The sequence below is a fragment of the Burkholderia sp. PvR073 genome, assembly GCF_054055695.1.
This window is the reverse complement of sequence record NZ_JBSRXO010000018.1, coordinates 1-20,534: the sequence shown is the minus strand read 5'-3', so window position 1 is coordinate 20,534 and position 20,534 is coordinate 1. Positions and strand designations below refer to the sequence as shown.

The 20,534-nt window shown below is 68.0% G+C and carries 16 protein-coding genes and 3 tRNA genes; 13 read left to right on the top strand and 6 right to left on the bottom strand.

The window, feature by feature from the left end; translation table 11 throughout:
- Positions 1-95: 95 nt before the first annotated feature.
- Positions 96-398 carry a DUF4148 domain-containing protein gene (locus ACVK00_RS32055; protein ID WP_228904753.1) on the bottom strand — a complete coding sequence of 101 codons (303 nt, stop codon included), beginning with the start codon at positions 396-398 and terminating at the stop codon, positions 96-98.
- 216 nt (positions 399-614) lie between these two features.
- On the opposite strand from ACVK00_RS32055, the gene ACVK00_RS32050 reads away from it, so the two are divergent.
- From ACVK00_RS32050 to ACVK00_RS32040, 3 genes are read left to right on the top strand one after another with little or no spacing between them, the layout of a single operon-like run.
- The gene (locus tag ACVK00_RS32050) at positions 615-1,289 is read left to right on the top strand and encodes a response regulator transcription factor (protein ID WP_059679325.1); all 675 of its coding nucleotides are present in this window, start codon (positions 615-617) and stop codon (positions 1,287-1,289) included.
- 11 nt (positions 1,290-1,300) lie between these two features.
- Positions 1,301-2,692: a sensor histidine kinase gene (locus tag ACVK00_RS32045; protein ID WP_354122989.1), complete on the top strand. Its 1,392-nt coding sequence runs from the start codon at positions 1,301-1,303 to the stop codon at positions 2,690-2,692.
- Positions 2,693-2,711: 19 nt separating this feature from the next.
- Positions 2,712-3,377: a response regulator transcription factor gene (locus ACVK00_RS32040; protein WP_228904749.1), complete on the top strand. Its 666-nt coding sequence runs from the start codon at positions 2,712-2,714 to the stop codon at positions 3,375-3,377.
- An 85-nt stretch (positions 3,378-3,462) separates the two neighbouring features.
- On the opposite strand, the gene ACVK00_RS32035 is transcribed toward ACVK00_RS32040, so the two are convergent.
- The 4 genes from ACVK00_RS32035 to ACVK00_RS32020 all read right to left on the bottom strand — a co-directional run bounded on the left by ACVK00_RS32035 (position 3,463) and on the right by ACVK00_RS32020 (position 9,622).
- Positions 3,463-3,720: a DUF4148 domain-containing protein gene (locus ACVK00_RS32035; RefSeq protein WP_284898348.1), complete on the bottom strand. Its 258-nt coding sequence runs from the start codon at positions 3,718-3,720 to the stop codon at positions 3,463-3,465.
- A gap of 110 nt (positions 3,721-3,830) precedes the next feature.
- Positions 3,831-5,246 carry an efflux transporter outer membrane subunit gene (locus ACVK00_RS32030; RefSeq protein ID WP_284898345.1) on the bottom strand — a complete coding sequence of 472 codons (1,416 nt, stop codon included), beginning with the start codon at positions 5,244-5,246 and terminating at the stop codon, positions 3,831-3,833.
- Positions 5,239-6,414 carry an efflux RND transporter periplasmic adaptor subunit gene (locus ACVK00_RS32025; RefSeq protein WP_284898342.1) on the bottom strand — a complete coding sequence of 392 codons (1,176 nt, stop codon included), beginning with the start codon at positions 6,412-6,414 and terminating at the stop codon, positions 5,239-5,241. The genes ACVK00_RS32030 and ACVK00_RS32025 overlap by 8 nt, the downstream gene beginning before the upstream one ends.
- Positions 6,404-9,622 carry an efflux RND transporter permease subunit gene (locus ACVK00_RS32020; protein WP_456826978.1) on the bottom strand — a complete coding sequence of 1,073 codons (3,219 nt, stop codon included), beginning with the start codon at positions 9,620-9,622 and terminating at the stop codon, positions 6,404-6,406. Before ACVK00_RS32020 ends, ACVK00_RS32025 begins: the two co-directional genes overlap by 11 nt.
- 324 nt (positions 9,623-9,946) lie before the next feature.
- Here ACVK00_RS32020 and ACVK00_RS32015 point away from each other — a divergent pair, with 324 nt between their 5' ends.
- The 6 genes from ACVK00_RS32015 (at position 9,947) to ACVK00_RS31990 (ending at position 17,079) form a co-directional block, all read left to right on the top strand.
- Positions 9,947-10,309, top strand: coding sequence for a hypothetical protein (locus tag ACVK00_RS32015; RefSeq protein ID WP_284898338.1), 363 nt, complete (start codon positions 9,947-9,949; stop codon positions 10,307-10,309).
- 222 nt (positions 10,310-10,531) lie between these two features.
- Complete coding sequence (locus ACVK00_RS32010; RefSeq protein WP_284898335.1) at positions 10,532-12,415, top strand: extracellular solute-binding protein; 1,884 nt, start codon at positions 10,532-10,534, stop codon at positions 12,413-12,415.
- Positions 12,416-12,467: 52 nt separating this feature from the next.
- Positions 12,468-13,511: a microcin C ABC transporter permease YejB gene (locus tag ACVK00_RS32005; RefSeq protein WP_284898332.1), complete on the top strand. Its 1,044-nt coding sequence runs from the start codon at positions 12,468-12,470 to the stop codon at positions 13,509-13,511.
- 48 nt (positions 13,512-13,559) lie between these two features.
- Positions 13,560-14,657, top strand: coding sequence for an ABC transporter permease (locus tag ACVK00_RS32000; RefSeq protein ID WP_006754533.1), 1,098 nt, complete (start codon positions 13,560-13,562; stop codon positions 14,655-14,657).
- Positions 14,654-16,276, top strand: coding sequence for an ABC transporter ATP-binding protein (locus tag ACVK00_RS31995; RefSeq protein ID WP_284898328.1), 1,623 nt, complete (start codon positions 14,654-14,656; stop codon positions 16,274-16,276). Before ACVK00_RS32000 ends, ACVK00_RS31995 begins: the two co-directional genes overlap by 4 nt.
- A gap of 128 nt (positions 16,277-16,404) precedes the next feature.
- Positions 16,405-17,079 carry a C40 family peptidase gene (locus ACVK00_RS31990; RefSeq protein WP_228904731.1) on the top strand — a complete coding sequence of 225 codons (675 nt, stop codon included), beginning with the start codon at positions 16,405-16,407 and terminating at the stop codon, positions 17,077-17,079.
- Positions 17,080-17,218: 139 nt separating this feature from the next.
- On the opposite strand, the gene ACVK00_RS31985 is transcribed toward ACVK00_RS31990, so the two are convergent.
- Positions 17,219-18,145, bottom strand: coding sequence for a patatin-like phospholipase family protein (locus tag ACVK00_RS31985; RefSeq protein WP_284898324.1), 927 nt, complete (start codon positions 18,143-18,145; stop codon positions 17,219-17,221).
- A 280-nt stretch (positions 18,146-18,425) separates the two neighbouring features.
- On the opposite strand from ACVK00_RS31985, the gene gltX reads away from it, so the two are divergent.
- The 4 genes from gltX to ACVK00_RS31965 all read left to right on the top strand — a co-directional run bounded on the left by gltX (position 18,426) and on the right by ACVK00_RS31965 (position 20,410).
- Positions 18,426-19,835 carry a glutamate--tRNA ligase gene (gene gltX / locus ACVK00_RS31980; protein ID WP_284898323.1) on the top strand — a complete coding sequence of 470 codons (1,410 nt, stop codon included), beginning with the start codon at positions 18,426-18,428 and terminating at the stop codon, positions 19,833-19,835.
- Positions 19,836-19,963: 128 nt separating this feature from the next.
- Positions 19,964-20,039: transfer RNA gene (locus ACVK00_RS31975), tRNA-Ala, on the top strand.
- 139 nt (positions 20,040-20,178) lie between these two features.
- A tRNA-Glu gene (locus ACVK00_RS31970) sits at positions 20,179-20,254 on the top strand.
- Between the two features lie 79 nt (positions 20,255-20,333).
- Positions 20,334-20,410 (top strand) — tRNA-Asp (locus ACVK00_RS31965).
- The last annotated feature ends 124 nt before the right edge of the window (positions 20,411-20,534 follow it).

Genomic DNA, 20,534 nt, shown 5'->3' with positions numbered 1-20,534 from the left:
CATCGCGGCGCAGCGGACGATCTCCATGCGCATTCATGCAAAAAGGCGGCACGCGAGTGTCGCCTTTTTCTATTTCGGCGCGCCTCGCACGCCGGTCAGTGCGTGTCCGTGCGCGCGTCCGCCGTCAGTGCATGCGTGCAGTCCGCGCGATATTCGGCGGCGAGCCGCTGCTGCGCGCCGTCGAGATCGTCGGGATAGTAGGGGCTGTTGTGCGACGGGTCGTAGCCGACCTGTTCGAGTTCGGTCAGCTCGCGCACGAGATCCGCGTGCGTGACTTCATGCCGCGTGTGAACGAACGGGTAGGCGTTGCATTCCTGCGGCGTCAGGTGAGGCGCCGCGAACGCGGCGGTGCAGGCGCATGCGCTTAGCATGCAGGCGACGGTAATCGACAGTTTCATCCGGTGGCTCCTGAATTCGCGGCCCGATGCCGCATGACGTCAGCGTAGGCAGCGCGCGGAGCCAGGTGGGCGACGCACGGATGAAACATGTTTCACCCGCATTCGCCCGATGCCGAATGAAGCTATTTTCATCTAACGCCGGACGGCGATCGACACGGCTACGATAGTTGCGCGCGCATCGGTGCGCGCGTCGTGATATCCATTGCGAGGACGGGCATGCGAGTACTGACGGTCGAAGACGATGCGGTGACCGCGAACGAGATCGTTGGCGAACTGACCGCGCGCGGATTCGAGGTCGACTGGATCGACAACGGCCGCGAAGGAATGATGCGCGCGATGAGCGCATCCTACGATGCGATCACGCTCGACCGGATGCTGCCCGGCGCTGACGGCCTCGCGATCCTGACCGCGATGCGCACGGTCGGTATCGATACGCCGGTGCTGATGCTGAGCGCGCTCGGTGACGTCGACGAACGCATCCGCGGGCTGCGCGCGGGCGGCGACGACTACCTGACCAAGCCGTTCGATTCCGGCGAGCTGAGCGCGCGTATCGAAGTGCTGCTGCGCCGCCGGCAGGCCTCGGGCGTGCCGCAGCAGACGCTGTTGACGGTCGGCGCACTCGAACTCGACCTCATTTCGCGTTGCGCGCGCCGCGGCGTCGACGAGATTCCGTTGCTGCCCACCGAGTTTCGCGTCCTCGAATTCATGATGCGCAACGCGGGGCAGACGATCACGCGCACGATGCTGTTCGAGGCCGTGTGGGGCTATCACTTCGATCCGGGCACCAACCTGATCGATGTCCACATGGGGCGGCTGCGCAAGAAGATCGACCCGCCGGGCGCCGTGCCGATGATCCAGACCGTGCGCGGCTCGGGCTACATGCTCCGATGACGGAGGCACGGATGGATGCGGACCGTGCGGCGAACTTCACGCGTCGCTGGCATACGACGACGTTTCGCTGGTTGTGCGCGTACGCGGCGATCTTCTCGGTTTCGCTGCTGCTGCTCGCGGGCGTGATCAACGTCGCCGCGACGCACACGATGGCGCGCGACACCGACGAGGTGCTCGCGTGGCAACTGATCTACTTCGATTCGATCCCCGACGCCGAGCTGCCGCTTGCGATTCACCGGCGGCTCGAGCACGAGCACATGCATACGAATTTCTACGGACTGTTCGACGCGAGCGGGCGCCGCGTGGCCGGCGACATCGCGACGCCGCCGGCGCTGCGCACGGATCGCCGTGGACGCACGCTCGACCGTACGCTCGTGCCGCTCGACGGCCAGCCCGCGCCGATCACGCGCGCGATGGCCGTGCACCGCGACGACGGGATGACGCTGGTGGTCGCGCGCGACCTGTCGCATTTCATCCAGATTCGCGAAGTCGCGATCCGCGGACTCGTGATCGGCGGCGTGCTGATCCTGATCGCGGGCATCGCGGGCGGCAGCATGCTCGGCATGCGGCAGATCCGCCGCGTCGCCGCGATCCGGCGCGTCACGCGACAGATCGCCGAGGGCGATCTCGGCAAGCGGTTGCCGGTGGGCCGCTACGACGAGCTCGACCTGCTCGCGCATCTCGTGAACCACATGCTCGACGAAGTCGAGCGGCTGATGGGCGAGGTGCGTCACACCTGCGACGGCATCGCGCACGATCTGCGCACGCCGCTCGCGCGCGTGCATACGATGCTGGCGCGGCTCGCCGAACAGCCGCATTGCGCGCACGATCCGGCGTCGGCGCAACTGCTGGCGTCGGCGCGCGATGAAACCGACCGGCTGCTCGAGCGCTTTCGCGCGATGCTGCGCATCTCCGAGATCGGGACGCTGAGCCGGCGCGGCGGGTTCGCCGCGGTGGACGTCGCGACATTGCTGCGCGACGTGTGCGAGCTGTACGAGCCGCTCGCCGAAGCGGGCGGCGTCGCATTCGGGCTCGACGCGATGCCGGTCGACGGTATTCATGGCGACCGAGCGTTGCTGTTCGAGGCATTCAGCAATCTCGCGGACAACGCGATCAAGTTCACGCCGCCCGGCGGTCGCGTGCGCGTCGCGCTCCACGCGACGCCGAACGGCCCGCTCGTGCGGTTCGAGGACACCGGGCCCGGGATCGCACCGGGCGAGCGCGACGCGGTGCTCGAGCGCTTCTATCGCGGCGCGCGCACGCGTCACGTGAACGGTTCGGGGCTCGGATTGAGCATCGTGTCGGCGGTGATGCGCGTGCACGGCTTCGCGCTGCGGATCGGCGATGCGCAGCCGGCCGGTGCGGCGATCACCGTCGAATGCTGGCCGCGCTCGCTCGGATGAGCGCACGGGAAAACGATCGATGCGCATCCTGCTGATTTCCCCCCCGACGCCGGAGGCGGCGCGGCTCAACAAGGCGTTCCGCGAAAGCACGCACGGTGTGGAGCGCGTCGACGAGTGGCGCGACGGCTGCTTCGCGGCGACGCAGGACCGCTTCGACGCGATCGTGCTTGTCGAACCCGATGCGGCTGCCGGGACCGTGCTGCTCGACATGTTGCCGCGGCTTGCCGCCTCGGCTGGCGGCGCGACGATCGCCGCGCTCGTCGTCGGTGCGACGCCCGCACGGCGTGCGCGAATGCTGCAGGCCGGCTGCGACGTGTGTCTTGCCCAGCCGTGTTCGTTCGTGGAACTGCACGAACGCTTGCGCGCGCTGTGGCGTCGCGCGGGCGTCATCGCGTTGCGCGAGTCGGTGCGGCTCGACGCGGCCACGCGCGCGCTCGAGGAGCGCGGCCGCAGGCTCGCACTCAGCGCACGCGAATTCCGTGTCGTCGAATGCCTGCTGCGCGAAGCCGGGCGGCCGGTCGGGCGCGATGCCGTGCTGCGTTACGCATGGGGCGAAGCCGACATCGAACCGGAAACCGTCAATGCGCTGGTCGTGCGGCTGCGGCGCAAGCTCGTCGCGCACGCGTTTTCCGCGCGCATCGAGACGGTTGCGCGATTCGGATTCAGGTTCGATGCCGGCGGTTGACGACGCGGTATCGCTCGGGCTTGAGAACGGCGAATGGCGAACGGACGCCGGCGGTATGGCGCGCGGCGTCGCCGTTGCGGCGCAATCAGTGCGAATAAAGCTCGCGGTTGAGTTGCGCGAGCTGGCCGTCGCGTTGGGCGCGAACGAGTTCGCGATAGACCTGGGCACGCGTGAGCGGCGTCACCGGCGGCGCATGCCACGCATTGCGCGATGACGCCCGCGCGGGGGCAGTCGATGCAAGCGTCTGCGGCGCGCTCGCCGCGGCGGATTGCGATGCGGCGGCACGGCCGGGCGGCGCGACACAGAGGGCGCAGAGCAGGGTGGCGAACAGCAGTGTCTTCATGACGTGATCCTTTGCGAAGGGCGGAGACCGGCGCCGCGAATGCGAAGCCGGCAGGTCACACGTTATCGGGCGCGCTCCGTCGGGCACCGGGCGCGCCGATGAAGAAACGTTCATGAACGCGCGTCGCGCCAGCCGCCGCCGAGCGCGCGTACGAGCGCGACGGACGCTTGCAGGCGTCGGGCATCGACGTCGAGCGACGCGATCTGCGTATCGAGCTCGGTCGTCTGCGCGGTGACCACGTCGAGATAGCTGACGGCGCCGTCGCGATAGCGCGACATCGCAAGCGCAAGCGACTGCTGCGCCGCGACGAGCGCGGCGTCGTCCTGGGCTGATTCGTCTCCGAGCCGGTGCAGCAGCGCGAGATCGTCCTCGACTTCGCGGAACGCCGCCAGTACGACGCTTCGGTAACGTGCGCCCTGTTCGGCGAACTGCGCGCGCGCGTGGCGTACGCCCGCCGCACGCAGGCCGCCGTCGAACAGTGTCGTCGCGAGGCGCGGCCCGATCGACCAGATTTCGTTCGGTGCGGCGAGCCACGGCGAGAACGTGTCGCTCTGGAAGCCCGCGTCGAGGCCGAGCGACAGGTCCGGGAAGTACGCGGCGCGCGCGACGCCGATCCGTGCGTTCGCGGCCGCGACGCGGCGTTCCGCGGCGGCAATGTCCGGGCGGCGTTCGAGCAGCGTCGACGCGAGCCCGGTCGGAATCGACGGAACGGCGGGCAGCGCGGCGGCGGCCGGCAGCGAGAACGTCGACGCGGATACGCCGACGAGCACGGCGATCGCATGCTCGTCGAGCGCACGGCGCGCGGCGATGTCGGATGCGCGAGCCTGCGCGAGCGCGAGCTGCGTCTGCGCGCGCGATACATCGAGCCCCGATGCGAGGCCGCCGCGATGGCGGCTGACCGTCAGTTGCCACGCACGGCGGTACGCATCGATCGTCTGCGCGAGCGAGCCCGCTTCACGATCGAGTCCCGCGAGATCGAAGTAGGTGCTGGCGACGCGGGCCTGCAGGCTGAGCCGGACGGATGCGAGATCATCGGCCGCGGCTTGCGCGTGATCGCGGCCGGCGGCGACCGTGTTGCGGACCTTGCCCCACAGATCGATGTCGTAGCCGAGCCCGGCGTCGAGCGTGTTCGATTCGTAGACGTCGGGCTGCCCGCTGCCGCGCAGCGGCCGGCGCGCGGACTGCCGGTCGCGGTCGGTCTCCGCGCCGATGCCGATGGTCGGCAGCAACGCGGCATGCGCCTCGTCGAACAATGCAGCCGCTTCGTCGTGCCGTGCGACGGCGGCGGCGAGGTCCGGATTCGCGCGTGCGACGAGCGGCTCGAGCCGGTCGAGTGTCGCGTCCCCGTATACGCGCCACCAGCCGTCGCGCGGCAGGCGATCGGCCGGAGCGGCATCGACCCACGGGCCGGTTTCGCGAAACGCGGCCGGCACCGGCACGGCCGGCGCGTGATACGTCGGCGCGAACGAACAGCCGGCGAGCAGCGCGGCGCTGCCGAGCCAAGCAGCGAGCGTACGGTCAGCCATGCGCAGGCTCCTTCGTCGCGGTGCCGGCGATGCGCACCGGGTCGCCGTCCGCGAGCGAATCGGGTGGATTGTCGATCACGCGGTCGCTCGCCGCGAGCCCCGACGCGATCTCGACGCGCGTGCCGAGATCGGTCGCGATCGACACGTGGCGCAAGCGCGCATGCCCGGTCGTGTCGAGCACGGCGACCTGCAACCCGTCGTGGCGGAAGATCAGCGTGCTCGCCGGAATCGTCAGCGCGTGCGCGGCGTTGGCCACCGCGATCCGCACCTGCGCGTATTCGCCCGGGAACAGCGTGCCTGCCGGGTTCGCGATCGAGAACTGCGCAAGCAGCGTGCCGGAAGCCGGATCGATCGCCTGGGCGGAATCGGCGAGCGTCGCATCGAACGTCGTGCCGGGACGCTCGGGGACGGTCAGCGCGACATGCATGCCCGCACGGATCGCGCCCGCGTCGTCCTGCGGAATATGGACGTAGAGCCGCAGCCGCCGTGCATCCGAGACGGTGAAGAGCTCGGCGCCGTTGCCGCTGCCCGCGTCGATCAGCGCGCCGACATCGGTCTTGCGCGCGGTCACGACGCCATCGAACGGCGCGGTGAGGCGCTTGAACGATTCGAGCGCCTCGAGCCGCCGCACGTTCGCGGTGCTGGCGGCCACGGCCGCGCGTTTCGCATCGAGATCGCTGCGCTTCTCGTCGGCTTCCTGGCGCGACACCGAATCCTGCGCGAGCATCTCGGACCAGCGCGCGGCGGTGACGGCCGCGAGCCGTTCGTTCGCATTCGCGCTTTGCAGGTCGGCGCGCGCCTGCTGCAGCTGCTGGTCGAGGTCGGGCGTGTCGATCGACGCGAGCAACTGGCCGGCCTTCACGTGCGTGCCGATGTCGACGTACCACGCGTGCAGGTAGCCGGGCACGCGCGCGTAGATCGGCGCATCGACGTAGGCGTCGAGGCGGCCTGGCAGCACCAGCGCATCGGCGGTGGCCGGCTGCGGCGCGACCGTCGCGACGGTCGGGATCGCCTGGCTGGCGGTCCACGCGGCGACTTCACGCGCATCGTGCGCGCGCTCGACGGCGCCGGCCGCGGCGGCGGCAAGTGCCGCGATCACGCCGGCGATCGCGAGCGGTTTCAGGTAACGCGGCGTGGCGGGGGGACGGACGTCGAATTCAGTGGACATGCTGTTCTCCCGGAGTGAGGGACGGGGATTCGGAGTGGGGCGCACGATCGCGCCGATGGACGAGACTGAACACGACGGGCACGAACACGAGCGTCGCGACGGTCGCGCAGAGCAGGCCGCCGATCACCGCGCGGCCGAGCGGCGCGTTCTGTTCGCCGCCGTCGCCGAGGCCGAGCGCCATCGGCGCCATGCCGATGATCATCGCGAGCGCGGTCATCATCACGGGCCTGAAGCGCGTGAAGCCGGCCTCGAGCGCGGCGACGGTCGCGTCGGCCGTATGCGCGAGCCGCTCGCGCGCGAACGTGACGACCAGGATGCTGTTCGCGGTCGCGACGCCCATGCACAGGATCGCGCCCGTCAGCGCCGGCACCGACAGCGGCGTGCGCGTGACGAACAGCATCCACACGATGCCGGCGAGCGCCGCGGGCAGCGCGCTCACGATCACGAACGCGTCGCGCCACGAATGGAAGTTCACGACGATCAGCAGATAGATCAGCAGCACTGCGCCGGCAAGGCCCGCGAGCAGCCCGCCGAACGCGCTGCTCATCGTCTGCACCTGGCCGCGCAGGGTCACGCGCGACCCCTTCGGCAAGTCGGCCGCGCTTGCGTGGAGCACGCGCTCGATGTCGGCGCTGACCGCGCCGAGATCGCGGTCCTGGGTCGTCGCGAAGATGTCGTTCAGCGGCGCGATGTCGTAGTGCGACACGACCGCATCGGTCTGGCCGCGTACGATCGTCGCGAGGCCGCCGAGCAATTGCGGCGTGCCCGAGCGGCCCGTGACGGGCAGCGCGCGCAGGTCCGACAGCGACGTCATCCGGTACTGGGGTGTCTGCGCGACGATCGGGTAGGACACGCCGTTGTGCGGATCGAGCCAGTAGGTCGGCGAGACCTGGCTCGTGCCGGACAGGCTCGCGACGACGGCATTGGTGACGTCCTGCTCGGTGATGCCGAGCTGCGCGGCGAGCGCGCGGTCGACCGACACCGTGAACTGCGGATAGGTCGACGCCTGCTGCACGCGCGCGTCGGCGACGCCCGGCACCGTGCGGATGCGCCGCAGCAGCTCGGTCGCATACGCACGGTTCGCCGCCAGATCGGGGCCCGTCACCTGGACGTCGATCGGCGCGGGGGCGCCGAAGTTGAGGATCTGGCTGACGATGTCGGCAGGCAGGAACGAGAACGTGACGCCCGGGAACGCGCGCGGCAGCACGGCGCGCAGCTTCTTCACGTAGTCGGCGGTCGGCGCGTGCTCGCCGGTGAGCGACACGAGGATGTCGCCGTCCTGCGGGCCGATCGAGCCGCTGTTGCTGTAGGTGAGGTTGATCCCGCTGTTCGGCAGCCCCATGTTGTCGACGATGCTCGCGAGCGCGCGCGGCGGCACGACGCCGCGCACCGTGCGCTCGACGCGATCGAACAGCGCGGCCGTCTCCTCGATGCGCGTACCGATCGGCGCGCGCACGTGCAGCGCGATTTCGCCCGCGTCGACCGACGGGAAGAAGTTGCGGCCGAGCCCCGGCACCAGGACGAACGACAGCGCGACCGCCGTGAGGAACAGCACGACGAAGCGCGCGCGGTGCGCGAGCGCGAGGCCGAGCACGGCACGGTAGCCGGTGCGCAAGGCCGCGAAGCGGCGCTCGAAGCCCTGCTGGAACGAGACGAGCGGATTGCGCGCTCGCGGCGTCGGGAATGGCGCGCCGTGCGGCGCGAGCACAGCCGCCGGATGGGCGGCGTGCGGGCGCAGCAGGTAGCGCGCCATCATCGGCACGAACGTGCGCGACAGCACGAACGACGCGATCATCGCGAAGATCACGGCTTCGGCCATCGGCACGAACAGGAAGCGCGCGACGCCGTCGAGCAGCAGCATCGGCACGAACACGATGCAGATGCACAGCAGCGACACGAACGCGGGCGCGACGATCTGCGACGCGCCGTCGAGGATCGCGCTGCGGACGTCCTTGCCCTGTTCGAGATGCCAGTTCACGTTCTCGATCGTGACGGTCGCATCGTCGACGAGAATGCCGACCGCGAGCGCAAGCCCGCCGAGCGTCATCACGTTGAGCGTCTCGCCCGCGGCGGCGAGCGCGGCGATCGCCGCCAGCACCGCGAGCGGAATTGACGCGGCGATGATCAGCGTCGAGCGCCAGCTGCCGAGGAACAGCAGGATCATCGCGGACGTGAGCGCGGCGGCGATCAGCCCTTCGCGCGCGACGCCGCTCACCGCGCCCTTGACGAACACCGACTGGTCGCCCATCACGACGAGCCTGAGCGACGGCGGCAGCGTCGCCTCGATGCGCGGCAACTGCGCCTTCACGCCGGCGATGATGTCGAGCGTCGACGCCGAGCCGCTTTTCAGTATGCTCATCAGCACCGCGCGGCGGCCGTCGACGCGCACGATGTTGCCTTGCGGCGGAAAGCCGTCGCGCACGTGCGCGACGTCGCGCATGAAGATCACCGCGCCGTTGACGGTCCGGATCGGCAGCGCGTTGAGCTGGTCGACGCTCAGCGGGCTGTCGTTGAGGCGGATGTTGTACTCGAAGCGGCCGATCTTCTGCGTGCCGGCCGGGATGATCTGGTTCTGCTGCGCGAGCGCGGTCGCGACGTCCTGCGCGGACAGCCCCTTCGCCTGCAGCGCTTGCGGATCGAGGTCGATCTGCACCTGGCGCACCTTGCCGCCATACGGCGACGGAACCGCGACGCCGGCGACCGACAGCAGCTGCGGCCGGATCACGTTGGTCGCGTAGTCGCCGAGCTGCTGCTCGTTGAGCGTGTCGCTCGTCAGCGCCAGCTGCAGCACGGGCACGGTCGACGCGTTGTAGTTGAGGATCTGCGGCGGCGTGGTGCCGGGCGGCATCTGCTTGAGCACCGTCTGCGAGATCGACGTGACCTGCGCGGTCGCGGTGCGGATGTCGACGCTCGGCTGGAAGAAGATCTTGACGATCCCGAAGCTGCGGAACGACTGCGACTCGATGTGCGCGACGTCGTTGACCGTCGTGCCGAGCGTGCGCTCGTAGTACGTGACGATGCGCCCGGCCATGTCGGCCGGCTGCAGGCCCGCGTAATTCCACACGACGCTGATGACCGGAATCCGGATGTCGGGGAAAATGTCGGTCGGCGTGCGCAGTGCCGCGAGCGGTCCCGCGATCAGGATCAGCAGCGCAAGGACGATGAACGTATAGGGGCGCGCGAGCGCGAGTCGGACGAGTTTCAGCATCGGCGAGGTCTCCGCCGGCGCGGGGCGCCGGCCTGTCAGCGAGGTGCCGAAGCGCGGCGTGAGCCCGCATCGGCTCGCGCAGTGTGCGTGGCGCCGCTTAACGCCGGGCGCGGGCCAGGATGAAAGATGTTTTAGGAAAGGGCGGACAGGACGGGCGGGCGGTGCGGCAAGGCGGGGCACGGCGGCCGGGCGTCAATTGTTACAAGACGTTAGCCGCGCTTCCGGTTGCCATCCCGCGCATCAGTTCTTACAAACTTGAAATATGCGGGCACGGCGCTTGCCGTTATAGTCGAATCACACATGAAACAACTCGAAGAGGAATCCATGAAGACTTTGCGTGTTGCCTCGCTCTTGACCGGTATGACGGCCTTGCTCGTGTCGGGCGCAGCAATGGCGGGAGTCAATGTCGGGATCAACGTCGGCGTACCGGCTCCGGTCTACGTCGCGCCTGCGCCCGTGTATGCGCCGCCGCCTCCGCCGGTCGTCTACCAGCCGGCGCCCGTGTATGCACCGGCACCTGTCTATGCGCCGGCACCGGCGATCGTGATCGGCTGGCACGGCGATCGCTACTGGGACGGCCGCCGCTACTGGGGGCGCGACGAGTGGTATCGCCATCACGGCCGCGGCTGGGGCGACGAGCGTCGTCACGGTCACTGGGATAACGGCCGCCACAACGGCTGGCGCTGATCGACCGATGGCGCACAGGGTGCACATCGCGCAAGCGTGACGCGTGCGCCGCATCAGCAGAAAACCGCCCGCGTGGCGGTTTTCTTTTGCCCGCGCCGACCGCGCGCGGAGGTCGCGGCGCGGTGAAGTCACGCACGACCGCGCCGCAAGCTGGCTCGGCGTCGAATTGAATGGGTAGAATCGACCTACGTTCCATCCCCTCAATCGACCGACAGGGCCTCTATGACGAAAGGTTCGTCCCGGACCGCCGCCGCGCGCATCCGTTTCGGCGCCGCGCATGCGGTACGGGCCGCCGGCCGCACGGCGGCAGTATGGGCAATACAGGCGGTACTGGCCGCGACGGCCGCGCATGCGGCGTATGCGATCGCGCAGTACGGCGAGCCGAAATATCCGCCGGGCTTCAAGCATTTCGACTACGTGAACCCGGATGCGCCGAAGGGCGGCACGCTCGTGCTCGCGAATCCGAGCCGGCTGACGTCGTTCGACAAGTTCAATCCGTTCACGATGCGCGGCAACCCCGCGCCGGGCATCGACATGCTGTTCGAGAGCCTCACGACCGGCAGCTCGGACGAACCGGCGTCCGCCTACGGGTTGCTCGCCGACGACATCGAGATCGCGCCGGACCGCCGCTCGGTCACGTTCCACTTGAACCCGCGCGCGCGCTTCTCGAACGGCGACCCGGTCACGGCCGACGACGTCAGGTTTTCGTTCGACACGCTGAAGAGCAAGCAGGCCGCGCCGCAGTTCGGCGCGTATTTCGCTGAAATCGCGAAGGCCGTCGTGATCGACCGCGCGACCGTGCGGTTCGAATTCCGCAGCGCGAACCGCGAGCTGCCGCTGATCGCCGGCGGCGTGCCGGTGTTCTCGCGCAAGTGGGGGCTGCGCACGGACGGTTCGCGGATTCCGTTCGACCAGCTCGCGTTCGAGCAGCCGATCGGCAGCGGCGCGTATCTGATCGAGCGCCACGACAACGGCCGCACCATTACGTATCGGCGCAATCCCGCGTACTGGGGCGCCGACTTGCCGGTGCGGGTCGGCACCCACAACTTCGAGCGGATCGTCTACAAGCTGTACGGCGACGGCGTCGCGCGGCTCGAGGCGTTCAAGGCCGGCGAGTACGACGTGCTGGTCGAATACATCGCGCGCAACTGGACGCGGCGCGACGTCGGCAAGCGCTTCGACAGCGGCGAGCTCGTCAAGCGCGAATTCCGCCAGCACAACGGCGCGGGCATGCAGGGTTTCTTCATGAACCAGCGCCGGCCGCTGTTTCGCGACGTGCGCGTGCGCCAGGCGCTCGATCTCGCGTTCGACTTCGAATGGCTGAACCGCCAGTTGTTCTATGGCGCGTACACGCGCCTCGACAGCTATTTCGCCGACACCGACCTGCAGGCGACCGGCACGCCGGGCCCCGGCGAGCTGAAGCTGCTGGAGCCGCTGCGCGCGCAGCTCGACCCGGCCGTATTCGGCCCGATGGTCTCGCAACCGAGCACGAACCCGCCGGGCTCGTTGCGCGCGAACCTGCTGAAGGCGCGCGCGCTGCTCGCGCAGGCCGGCTGGACCTACCGCGACGGCGCGCTGCGCAACGCGCAGGGCGAGCCGTTCGAGTTCGAGATCCTCGACGATTCGGGCGCGGCGATGGAAGGCATCGTGACGGCCTATCGGCGCAATCTCGCGAAGCTCGGCATCGACGCGCGCTTTCGCACGGCCGATTACGCGCTGCTGCAAAAGCGGCTCGACGCGTTCGACTACGACATGACGACGGTCCGCCTGCCGGGCGTGCAGGTGCCGGGTGCGGAGCAGTTCTCGCGCTACGCCAGCAAGTTCGCCGACGAGCCGGGCTCCGACAACCTCATCGGCCTGAAGTCGCCGGCCGTCGACGCGCTGCTGCATGCACTCGGCACCGCGCAGACGCGCGACGACCTGCTCGACGCGACGCATGCGCTCGACCGCGTGCTGATGCACGGTTATTACGCGGTTCCTCAGTGGTACAGCACGACGCACCGGATCGCCTACAAGCGCACGCTCGGCTATCCGCAAACGCTGCCGCTGTACTATTCGGCCGAGGGCTGGGTCGTGTCGACCTGGTGGGCCAAGCCCGGCCACTGACGCACGCCGGCCCTTCGTTCAACCCAGCCTATCGATCGCGAGTCGCCCCCCTATGTGGAGCTACATCCTCAAACGCCTGCTGCTGATGATCCCGACGCTCGTCGGCGTGCTCACGCTCACGTTCGCCGTGATCCAGTTCGTGCCGGGCGGCCCGGTCGAACAGGCCGTGCAGGAACTGCGCAAGGGCGCGACGGAGCAGGGCGCGACGCCGTTCGGGATGCGTGCGCATACCGGCGTCGATGCGCAGCAGCTCGCGCAGCTCAAGGCGCTGTACGGCTTCGACAAGCCGCCGCTCGAGCGCTACTGGCTGATGCTCAAGCGCTTCGCGCGCTTCGATCTCGGCGACAGCTACTTCCGCCACCAGAGCGTGTGGTCGCTGATCGTGCAGAAGCTGCCGGTGTCGATCAGCATCGGGTTGTGGACGTTCTTCGTCACCTACCTGATCTCCGTGCCGCTCGGCATCGCGAAGGCCGTGCGCAACGGCTCGCCGTTCGACGTCGCGACGAGCCTCGTCGTGCTGGTCGGCTATGCGATCCCGGGCTTCGTGCTCGGCGTGCTGCTGCTCGTGCTGTTCGGCGGCGGCTCGTTCTGGCAGCTGTTCCCGCTGCGCGGGCTCACGTCGGACAACTTCGCGCAGCTGTCGCTCCCCGGCAAGGTGCTCGACTATCTGTGGCACATCGCGCTGCCGATCACGGCGTCGGTCGTCGGCAGCTTCGCGGTCATCACGATGCTCACGAAGAACGCGTTCCTCGACGAGATCCGCAAGCAGTACGTGCTGACCGCGCGCGCGAAAGGGCTCGCCGAGCGCACCGTGCTGTGGAAGCACGTGTTCCGCAACGCGATGCTGCCGCTGATCGTCGGCTTTCCGGCCGCATTCATCGGCGCGTTCTTCACGGGCAGCCTGCTGATCGAGACGCTGTTCTCGCTCGACGGCCTCGGGCTGCTGTCGTACGAGTCGGTCGTGCGGCGCGACTACCCGGTCGTGCTCGGCACGCTGTACCTGTTCACGCTGATCGGGCTCGCGACCAAGCTGGTCTCCGACCTCTGCTACGTGTGGGTCGACCCGCGCATTCAATTCGACAACCTGGAGCGCTGACATGAAACGATCCATCCGCATGCCTGGCGCGATCGGGCGAGGATTGCGATGAACCGGGCCGTCGTGTCGTCCCGCCTCGACGCCGCGCGTGCGCGCGTGTCGCCGTCGCCCGCGCGCCGCGTCTGGCAGCGCTTTCGCCAGCAGCGCCTCGGCTACTGGAGCTTCGTGATTTTCTTCGTCGCGTTCGCCGCGAGCCTCGCGGCGCCGCTGTGGTCGAACGACAAGCCGCTCGTCGTGCGCTACGACGATCACTACTATTTCCCGATGTTCCACGCGTACCCGGAGACGACCTTCGGCGGCGACTTCCCGGCGCAGGCCGACTATCTCGATCCGTACGTGCGCAAGCGGCTCGAGGCGCCGGGCAACTTCGTCGTCTATCCGCCGAACCGCTATTACTACGACACGCTGAACTACTTCTCGAGCGTGCCGAACCCGGCGCCGCCGTCGCGCGAGAACTGGCTCGGCACCGATGCGCAGGGGCGCGACCTGCTCGCGCGGCTCGTGTACGGGTTCCGCGTGTCGGTCGAGTTCGGGCTGATCCTGACCGTGATCGGCACGCTGCTCGGGATCGCCGCGGGCGCGGTGCAGGGTTTCTTCGGCGGGCGCATCGACATCGTCGGACAGCGGTTGATCGAGATCTGGAGTTCGCTGCCGGAGCTGTACCTGCTGATCATCTTCGCGTCGATCTTCGAGCCGAGCTTCCTGCTGCTGATCGTGCTGCTGTCGCTGTTCGGCTGGATCGGCCTGGCCGACTACGTGCGCGCCGAATTCCTGCGCAACCGTACCCAGGACTACGTGCGCGCGGCTCGCGCGATGGGGCTCACGAACTGGCAGATCATCTGGCGCCACGTGCTGCCGAACAGCCTGACACCCGTGATCACGTTCCTGCCGTTCCGGATGAGCGGCGCGATCCTCGCGCTCACGAGCCTCGACTTCCTCGGGCTCGGCGTGCCGCCGCCGACGCCGAGCCTCGGCGAACTGCTCGCGCAGGGCAAGGGCAACCTCGACGCGTGGTGGATCTCGCTGTCGACGTTCGGCGTGCTGGTCGCGACGCTGCTGCTGCTGACCTTCATGGGCGACGCGCTGCGCAACGCGCTCGACACGCGGATCGCCGACTCGGTGCGCGCGGCGGGAGGCCAGCGATGAGCGACACGGTCGTAGCGAAATCGGGCGAACCGCTGCTGTCGCTCGAGCATCTGCATGTGCGCTTCGGCGACACGGTGGCCGTCGACGACGTGACGCTCACGATCGGTCGCGGCGAGCGCGTCGCGCTCGTCGGCGAGTCGGGCTCGGGCAAGAGCGTGACCGCGCTGGCGATCCTGCGGCTGCTGCGCGATGCCGAGGTGAGCGGCACGATCCGCCTGGCCGGACAAGACCTCGCCGGCAAGAGCGAGCGCGAGATGCGCGGGCTGCGCGGCTCGGACATCGCGATGATCTTCCAGGAGCCGATGACGGCGCTCAACCCGCTGTATACGATCGGCGCGCAGATCGGCGAGACGATCGTGCTGCACGACGGCGTGACGGCGGCCGTGGCGCGCAAGCGCGCGATCGCGCTGCTGGCGCGCACGGGCATCGCGGAGCCGGAGAAGCGCGTCGACAGCTACCCGCACCAGTTGTCAGGCGGCCAGCGGCAGCGCGCGATGATTGCGATGGCGCTCGCGTGCCGGCCGCGCCTGCTGCTCGCGGACGAGCCGACCACCGCGCTCGACGTGACGATCCGCGCGCAGATCGTCGACCTGCTGCTCGAACTGCAGCGCGAGGAGGCGGAAAAGCGCGGGATGGCGATCCTGCTGATCACGCACGATTTGAACCTCGTGCGGCATTTCGCCGATCGGGTCGCGGTAATGGAGCGCGGCAAGCTGGTCGAAAGCGGGCCGGTCGAGCGGATCTTCGCGGAGCCGGAACATCCGTATACGCAGCGGCTGCTGAACAGCCGCCCGCAGCGCACGGTCGTGCCGGTGATGCCAATTGCGCCCGTCGTGCTCGACGCGCGCCACGTCAGCGTGCAGTTCGCGCGCAAGCGGCCGGGCTTCGCGGGCTGGTTCGGCACGGTGCCCGTGACGGCGGTCGCGGACGTGTCCGTGTCGGTGCGGCAGGGCGAGACGCTCGGCATCGTCGGCGAATCGGGGTCCGGCAAGTCGACGCTCGCGATGGCGCTGCTCGGGCTGCAGAAGACGGCGCACGGCGAAATCGAATTCCAGGGGCGCGCGCTGTCGACCTATCGCGGCCGGGAACAGACCGCGCTGCGCTCGAACATGCAGGTCGTCTTTCAGGATCCCTTCAGTTCACTTTCCCCGCGTCACACGATCGAGCGGATCGTCGGCGAGGGGCTCGAACTGCATCGTCCGGAACTGACGCCGGACGCGCGCCGCGCGAAGTCGCTGGCCGTGCTGCGGGAAGTGGGGCTCGACCGCACGGTGCTGCATCGTTATCCGCATGAATTCTCGGGCGGCCAGCGCCAGCGGATCGCAATCGCGCGCGCGCTCGTGCTGGAGCCGCGCATCCTGATCCTCGACGAACCGACGTCCGCGCTCGACGTGTCGATCCAGCAGCAGGTGCTGAAACTGCTCGCGAATTTGCAACAGAAATACAACCTCGGCTATGTGTTCATCAGCCACGATCTGGAGGTGATCGGCGCGATGGCACACCGCGTCGCGGTAATGCAGGACGGCGTCGTCGTGGAGTCGGGAGAGGTCGCCGAGATCTTCGCCAGACCGTCACATCCTTACACACAAAAGCTGTTGAAAGCGGTCTGGAAAGCGTGATAGGCCGCCAATGGTCTGACCATCTCGATTGTATTTATTAATTTGTTTTGACAAACGATTACGCGCTGGCTAGTATCGACCGAAATTTTCCGCCAATCAGCTGATTTTTAAGCAAATTCCATCGCCCAATGCAGCATCGATCCTTGACCCAGGCATGCGCGCGCACCATCGCCGGGCTCTTCATCGGCGCCCTGTTCGCAGCAGCTCCCGGCGCGTTCGCCGACGAAGTCAGCAGTTTTAACCAGAATGCCAGCAATTCGACTCAGATCGGGTCGGGTTCTTCCCTCCAGCAGACCAGCGCGCAGCCGTCCAGCGGCGGTGCGAAGTCGTTCCTCGCCGGCATGGCAGGCAAGGCAGGCGACGTGGTCGTCGGCGCGCTGAACATGATCGGCGTGCGCTATCGCTGGGGCGGCAACTCGCCGGATTCGGGCCTCGACTGCAGCGGCTTCGTGCGTTACGTGTTCCAGGACACGCTCGGCATGTCGCTGCCGCGCCGTGCGGAAGAAATGAGCCGCGTCGGCGAGAAGGTCAGCATGAGCAACCTTAAGCCGGGCGACCTCGTGTTCTTCAACACGATGCGCCGTACGTTCTCGCACGTCGGCATCTACATCGGCGACAACAAGTTCGTGCATTCGCCGTCGACGGGCAGCACCATTCGCGTCGACGATCTCGACAACGGCTACTGGGAAAAGCGGTTCACCGGCGCGCGCCGACTCGAATCGGAGTTTCCGATGAAGGCCGACGACCTGCGCCAGCGCGTGCGCGCGACGATCGGCGACGACGCGGCGAACGGCAGCAACTGACGCTCGCCGGCGCTCCGCCGAATCAAAAAAACCCTGTCACCGAAAGGCGGCAGGGTTTTTTGTTTTGAGGCGCGCGGAACCGGCGGGCGGCCGTGTCACCGTGGGCGGCGCGCGCCGTCACGCGTCGCGCTGAGTCCGATTACGCCGCCGCGACGCCGCGGGCCGCCGCGAGCTTGCGCTGCAGCTCGGGCATGATGCGCGCGACGGCTTCCTCGCCCGCGAGGATGGCCGCGTTGCGCTGGTTGAAGTCGCTGCCGCCCATCGCCGCGAGGTTCGGGCGGATTACCACGTCCGCGTACTTGTCGAGCTCGTAGGACTTGATCGTCTGGCCCATGATCGTGAAGGTCTGCAGCAGCATCTCGATCGGGTTGTTGGTCGCCGCGCCATCCGGTCGCGCCGAGATGTCGACCGCGATCACGAAGCTCGCGCCCATCTTGCGCGCGAACGACGCGGGCACCGGGCTCACGAGGCCGCCGTCGACGTACTCGCGGTTGCCGATCCTCACCGGTTCGAACACCGACGGCACGCTGCACGACGCGCGCACCGCGAGCCCCGTATTGCCCTGCTGGAACAGGATCGGCTGGCCGCTCTGCAGATCCGTCGCGACGATGCCGAGCGGCTTCGCCATCTTCTCGATCGGCCGGTTGTTGAGCGTCTTGTTCAGGAAGTTCTGCAGCGCGACGCCCTGCAGCAATCCGCGTGAGCGGAACGGCAGCGCCCAGTCGCTGATCGACGCCTGATCCATGTCGAGCGCGATCTTGTTGATCTGCAGCGCGCTCATCCCGGACGCGTAGAGCGCGCCGACCACCGAGCCCGCGCTCGTGCCCGCGACGATCTCGACCGGGATGCCGCGTGCCTCGAGCGCCTTCAGCACGCCGATGTGCGAGAAGCCGCGGGCGGCGCCGCCGCCGAGCGCGATGCCGATCTTCACGGGCTTTTCGTGCGACTGCGCGGAATTCGCGGCGTTGTCGGGACGGGACTTGTCGCCGAACGACGTACAGGCGGCGAGGCTGGCGGACGCGCACGCGATCGTGAAGTGACGGCGCGACAGGCGAGGGGACGACATCGATTGATTCTCCGGCGGCTTGGCGGCGGGCCGTGCGGCCCGCGGCGGCGATAGGTTCCGAGCGGCCGTGCGGCGGAATCCGGGCGGCCGGCGCGGCGCCGACTGGCGGCCGCGGCGCGCACATCATAAAGCAAGCGGCGCGCTTGGCGCGAAGACCGGCGCGAGTATAATTCCGGCTTCTTTCCCGTTCCGGGCGCGGCCGGCCCCATTGCTGTCCGGGCTGCCGCCGTCGATCCCGCGTCGAATCATTCATGCGCCCCAGGCGTTCGAGTTACCGTTTATGACCCGTCCTGTCCGTACCCGCTTCGCGCCGAGTCCCACCGGCTTCATCCACCTCGGCAACATCCGCTCCGCGCTCTATCCGTGGGCGTTCGCCCGCAAGATGAAGGGCACGTTCGTGCTGCGTATCGAGGATACCGACGTCGAGCGTTCGTCGCAGGAAGCCGTGGATGCGATCCTCGAAGGGATGCAGTGGCTCGGCCTCGATTTCGACGAAGGCCCGATCTACCAGATGCAGCGGATGGACCGCTATCGCGAGGTGCTCGCGCAGATGCTGGAGAAGGGCCTCGCGTACCCGTGCTACATGTCGGCCGAGGAGCTCGACGCGCTGCGCGAACGCCAGCGCGAGGCCGGCCTGAAGCCGCGCTACGACGGCACGTGGCGTCCGGAGCCGGGCAAGGTGCTGCCCGAGCCGCCGGCCGGCGTGAAGCCGGTGCTGCGTTTCCGCAACCCGCTGACCGGCACGGTCGTGTGGGACGACGCGGTGAAGGGCCGTGTCGAGATCTCGAACGAGGAACTCGACGACCTCGTGATCGCGCGCCCGGACGGCACGCCGATCTACAACTTCTGCGTGGTCGTGGACGACATGGACATGAACATCACGCACGTGATCCGTGGCGACGACCACGTGAACAACACGCCGCGCCAGATCAACATCCTGCGCGCGCTCGGCGGCGAGCCGCCCGTCTATGCGCACCTGCCGACCGTGCTGAACGAGCAGGGCGAGAAGATGAGCAAGCGGCATGGCGCGATGAGCGTGACGGCTTATCGTGACGCCGGCTTCCTGCCGGAGGCCGTCGTCAACTATCTCGCGCGTCTCGGCTGGTCGCACGGCGACGCTGAAATCTTCTCGCGCGAACAGTTCGTCGAATGGTTCGACCTCGAGCATCTCGGCAAGTCGCCCGCGCAGTACGACCACAGCAAGCTGAGCTGGCTGAACGCGCACTACATCAAGGAAGCCGACAACGCGCGCCTCGCCGCGCTGGCGAAGCCGTTCCTCGACGCGCTCGGCATCGAGGACGCGGCGATCGCGACGGGCCCCGCGCTCGACGCGGTGGTCGGCCTGATGAAGGATCGCGCGACGACGGTCAAGGAGATCGCCGAAGGCGCCGCGATGTTCTACCGTGTGCCGGCGCCGGACGCCGACGCACTCGCGCAGCACGTGACCGATGCGGTGCGTCCGGCGCTCGCCGACCTCGCCGCCGCACTGAAGGCGGCCGACTGGACGAAGGAAGCCGTGTCCGCGGCGCTGAAGGCGACGCTCGGCACGCACAAGATGAAGATGCCGCAGCTCGCGATGCCGGTGCGCCTGCTGGTGGCGGGCACGACGCATACGCCGTCGATCGACGCGGTGCTCGTGCTGTTCGGTCGCGACGTCGTGGTGTCGCGTATCGAGGCCGCGCTGGCCTGAGGTTGGGGCGGGAGCGAGGCCGTCCGCGCGTGAGAGCGGTGCGGCTTCGCAAAAAATTTCGCTCGAATCGCAAAAAGGGTATTTACAAGTTCAAAATCGGTCCATATAATCTCATTTCTGTTCTGCAAGGGGGTATAGCTCAGCTGGGAGAGCGCTTGCATGGCATGCAAGAGGTCAGCGGTTCGATCCCGCTTACCTCCACCATCAGAGCAGAATGGATTGAGTTGTGAAGCAGTGGCAGTAGTAATAAATGCTTCACAAAATGATTTAAAGCAGTTAGAATTTCGGCCTTCGCTGTTGCGGTGATTGAATAGCGAAAGTCAGACAGATCTGAAAAGATTATGTCCCCTTCGTCTAGAGGCCTAGGACATCACCCTTTCACGGTGAGTACAGGGGTTCGAATCCCCTAGGGGACGCCAGATTCAGCGGCGTTTCGTAGAAGTGTCGCGAGGCTTGCAGAACGTAACCGACGTCCTGCAGGTAACGGTGCAGAAAGTTGGAGCGGTAGTTCAGTCGGTTAGAATACCGGCCTGTCACGCCGGGGGTCGCGGGTTCGAGTCCCGTCCGCTCCGCCAGAACGAAGCCCGTTCAAGACGTTTTTGAGCGGGCTTTTGTATTAAAGATGTAAGCAGTACGTTGTCCCCTTCGTCTAGAGGCCTAGGACATCACCCTTTCACGGTGAGTACAGGGGTTCGAATC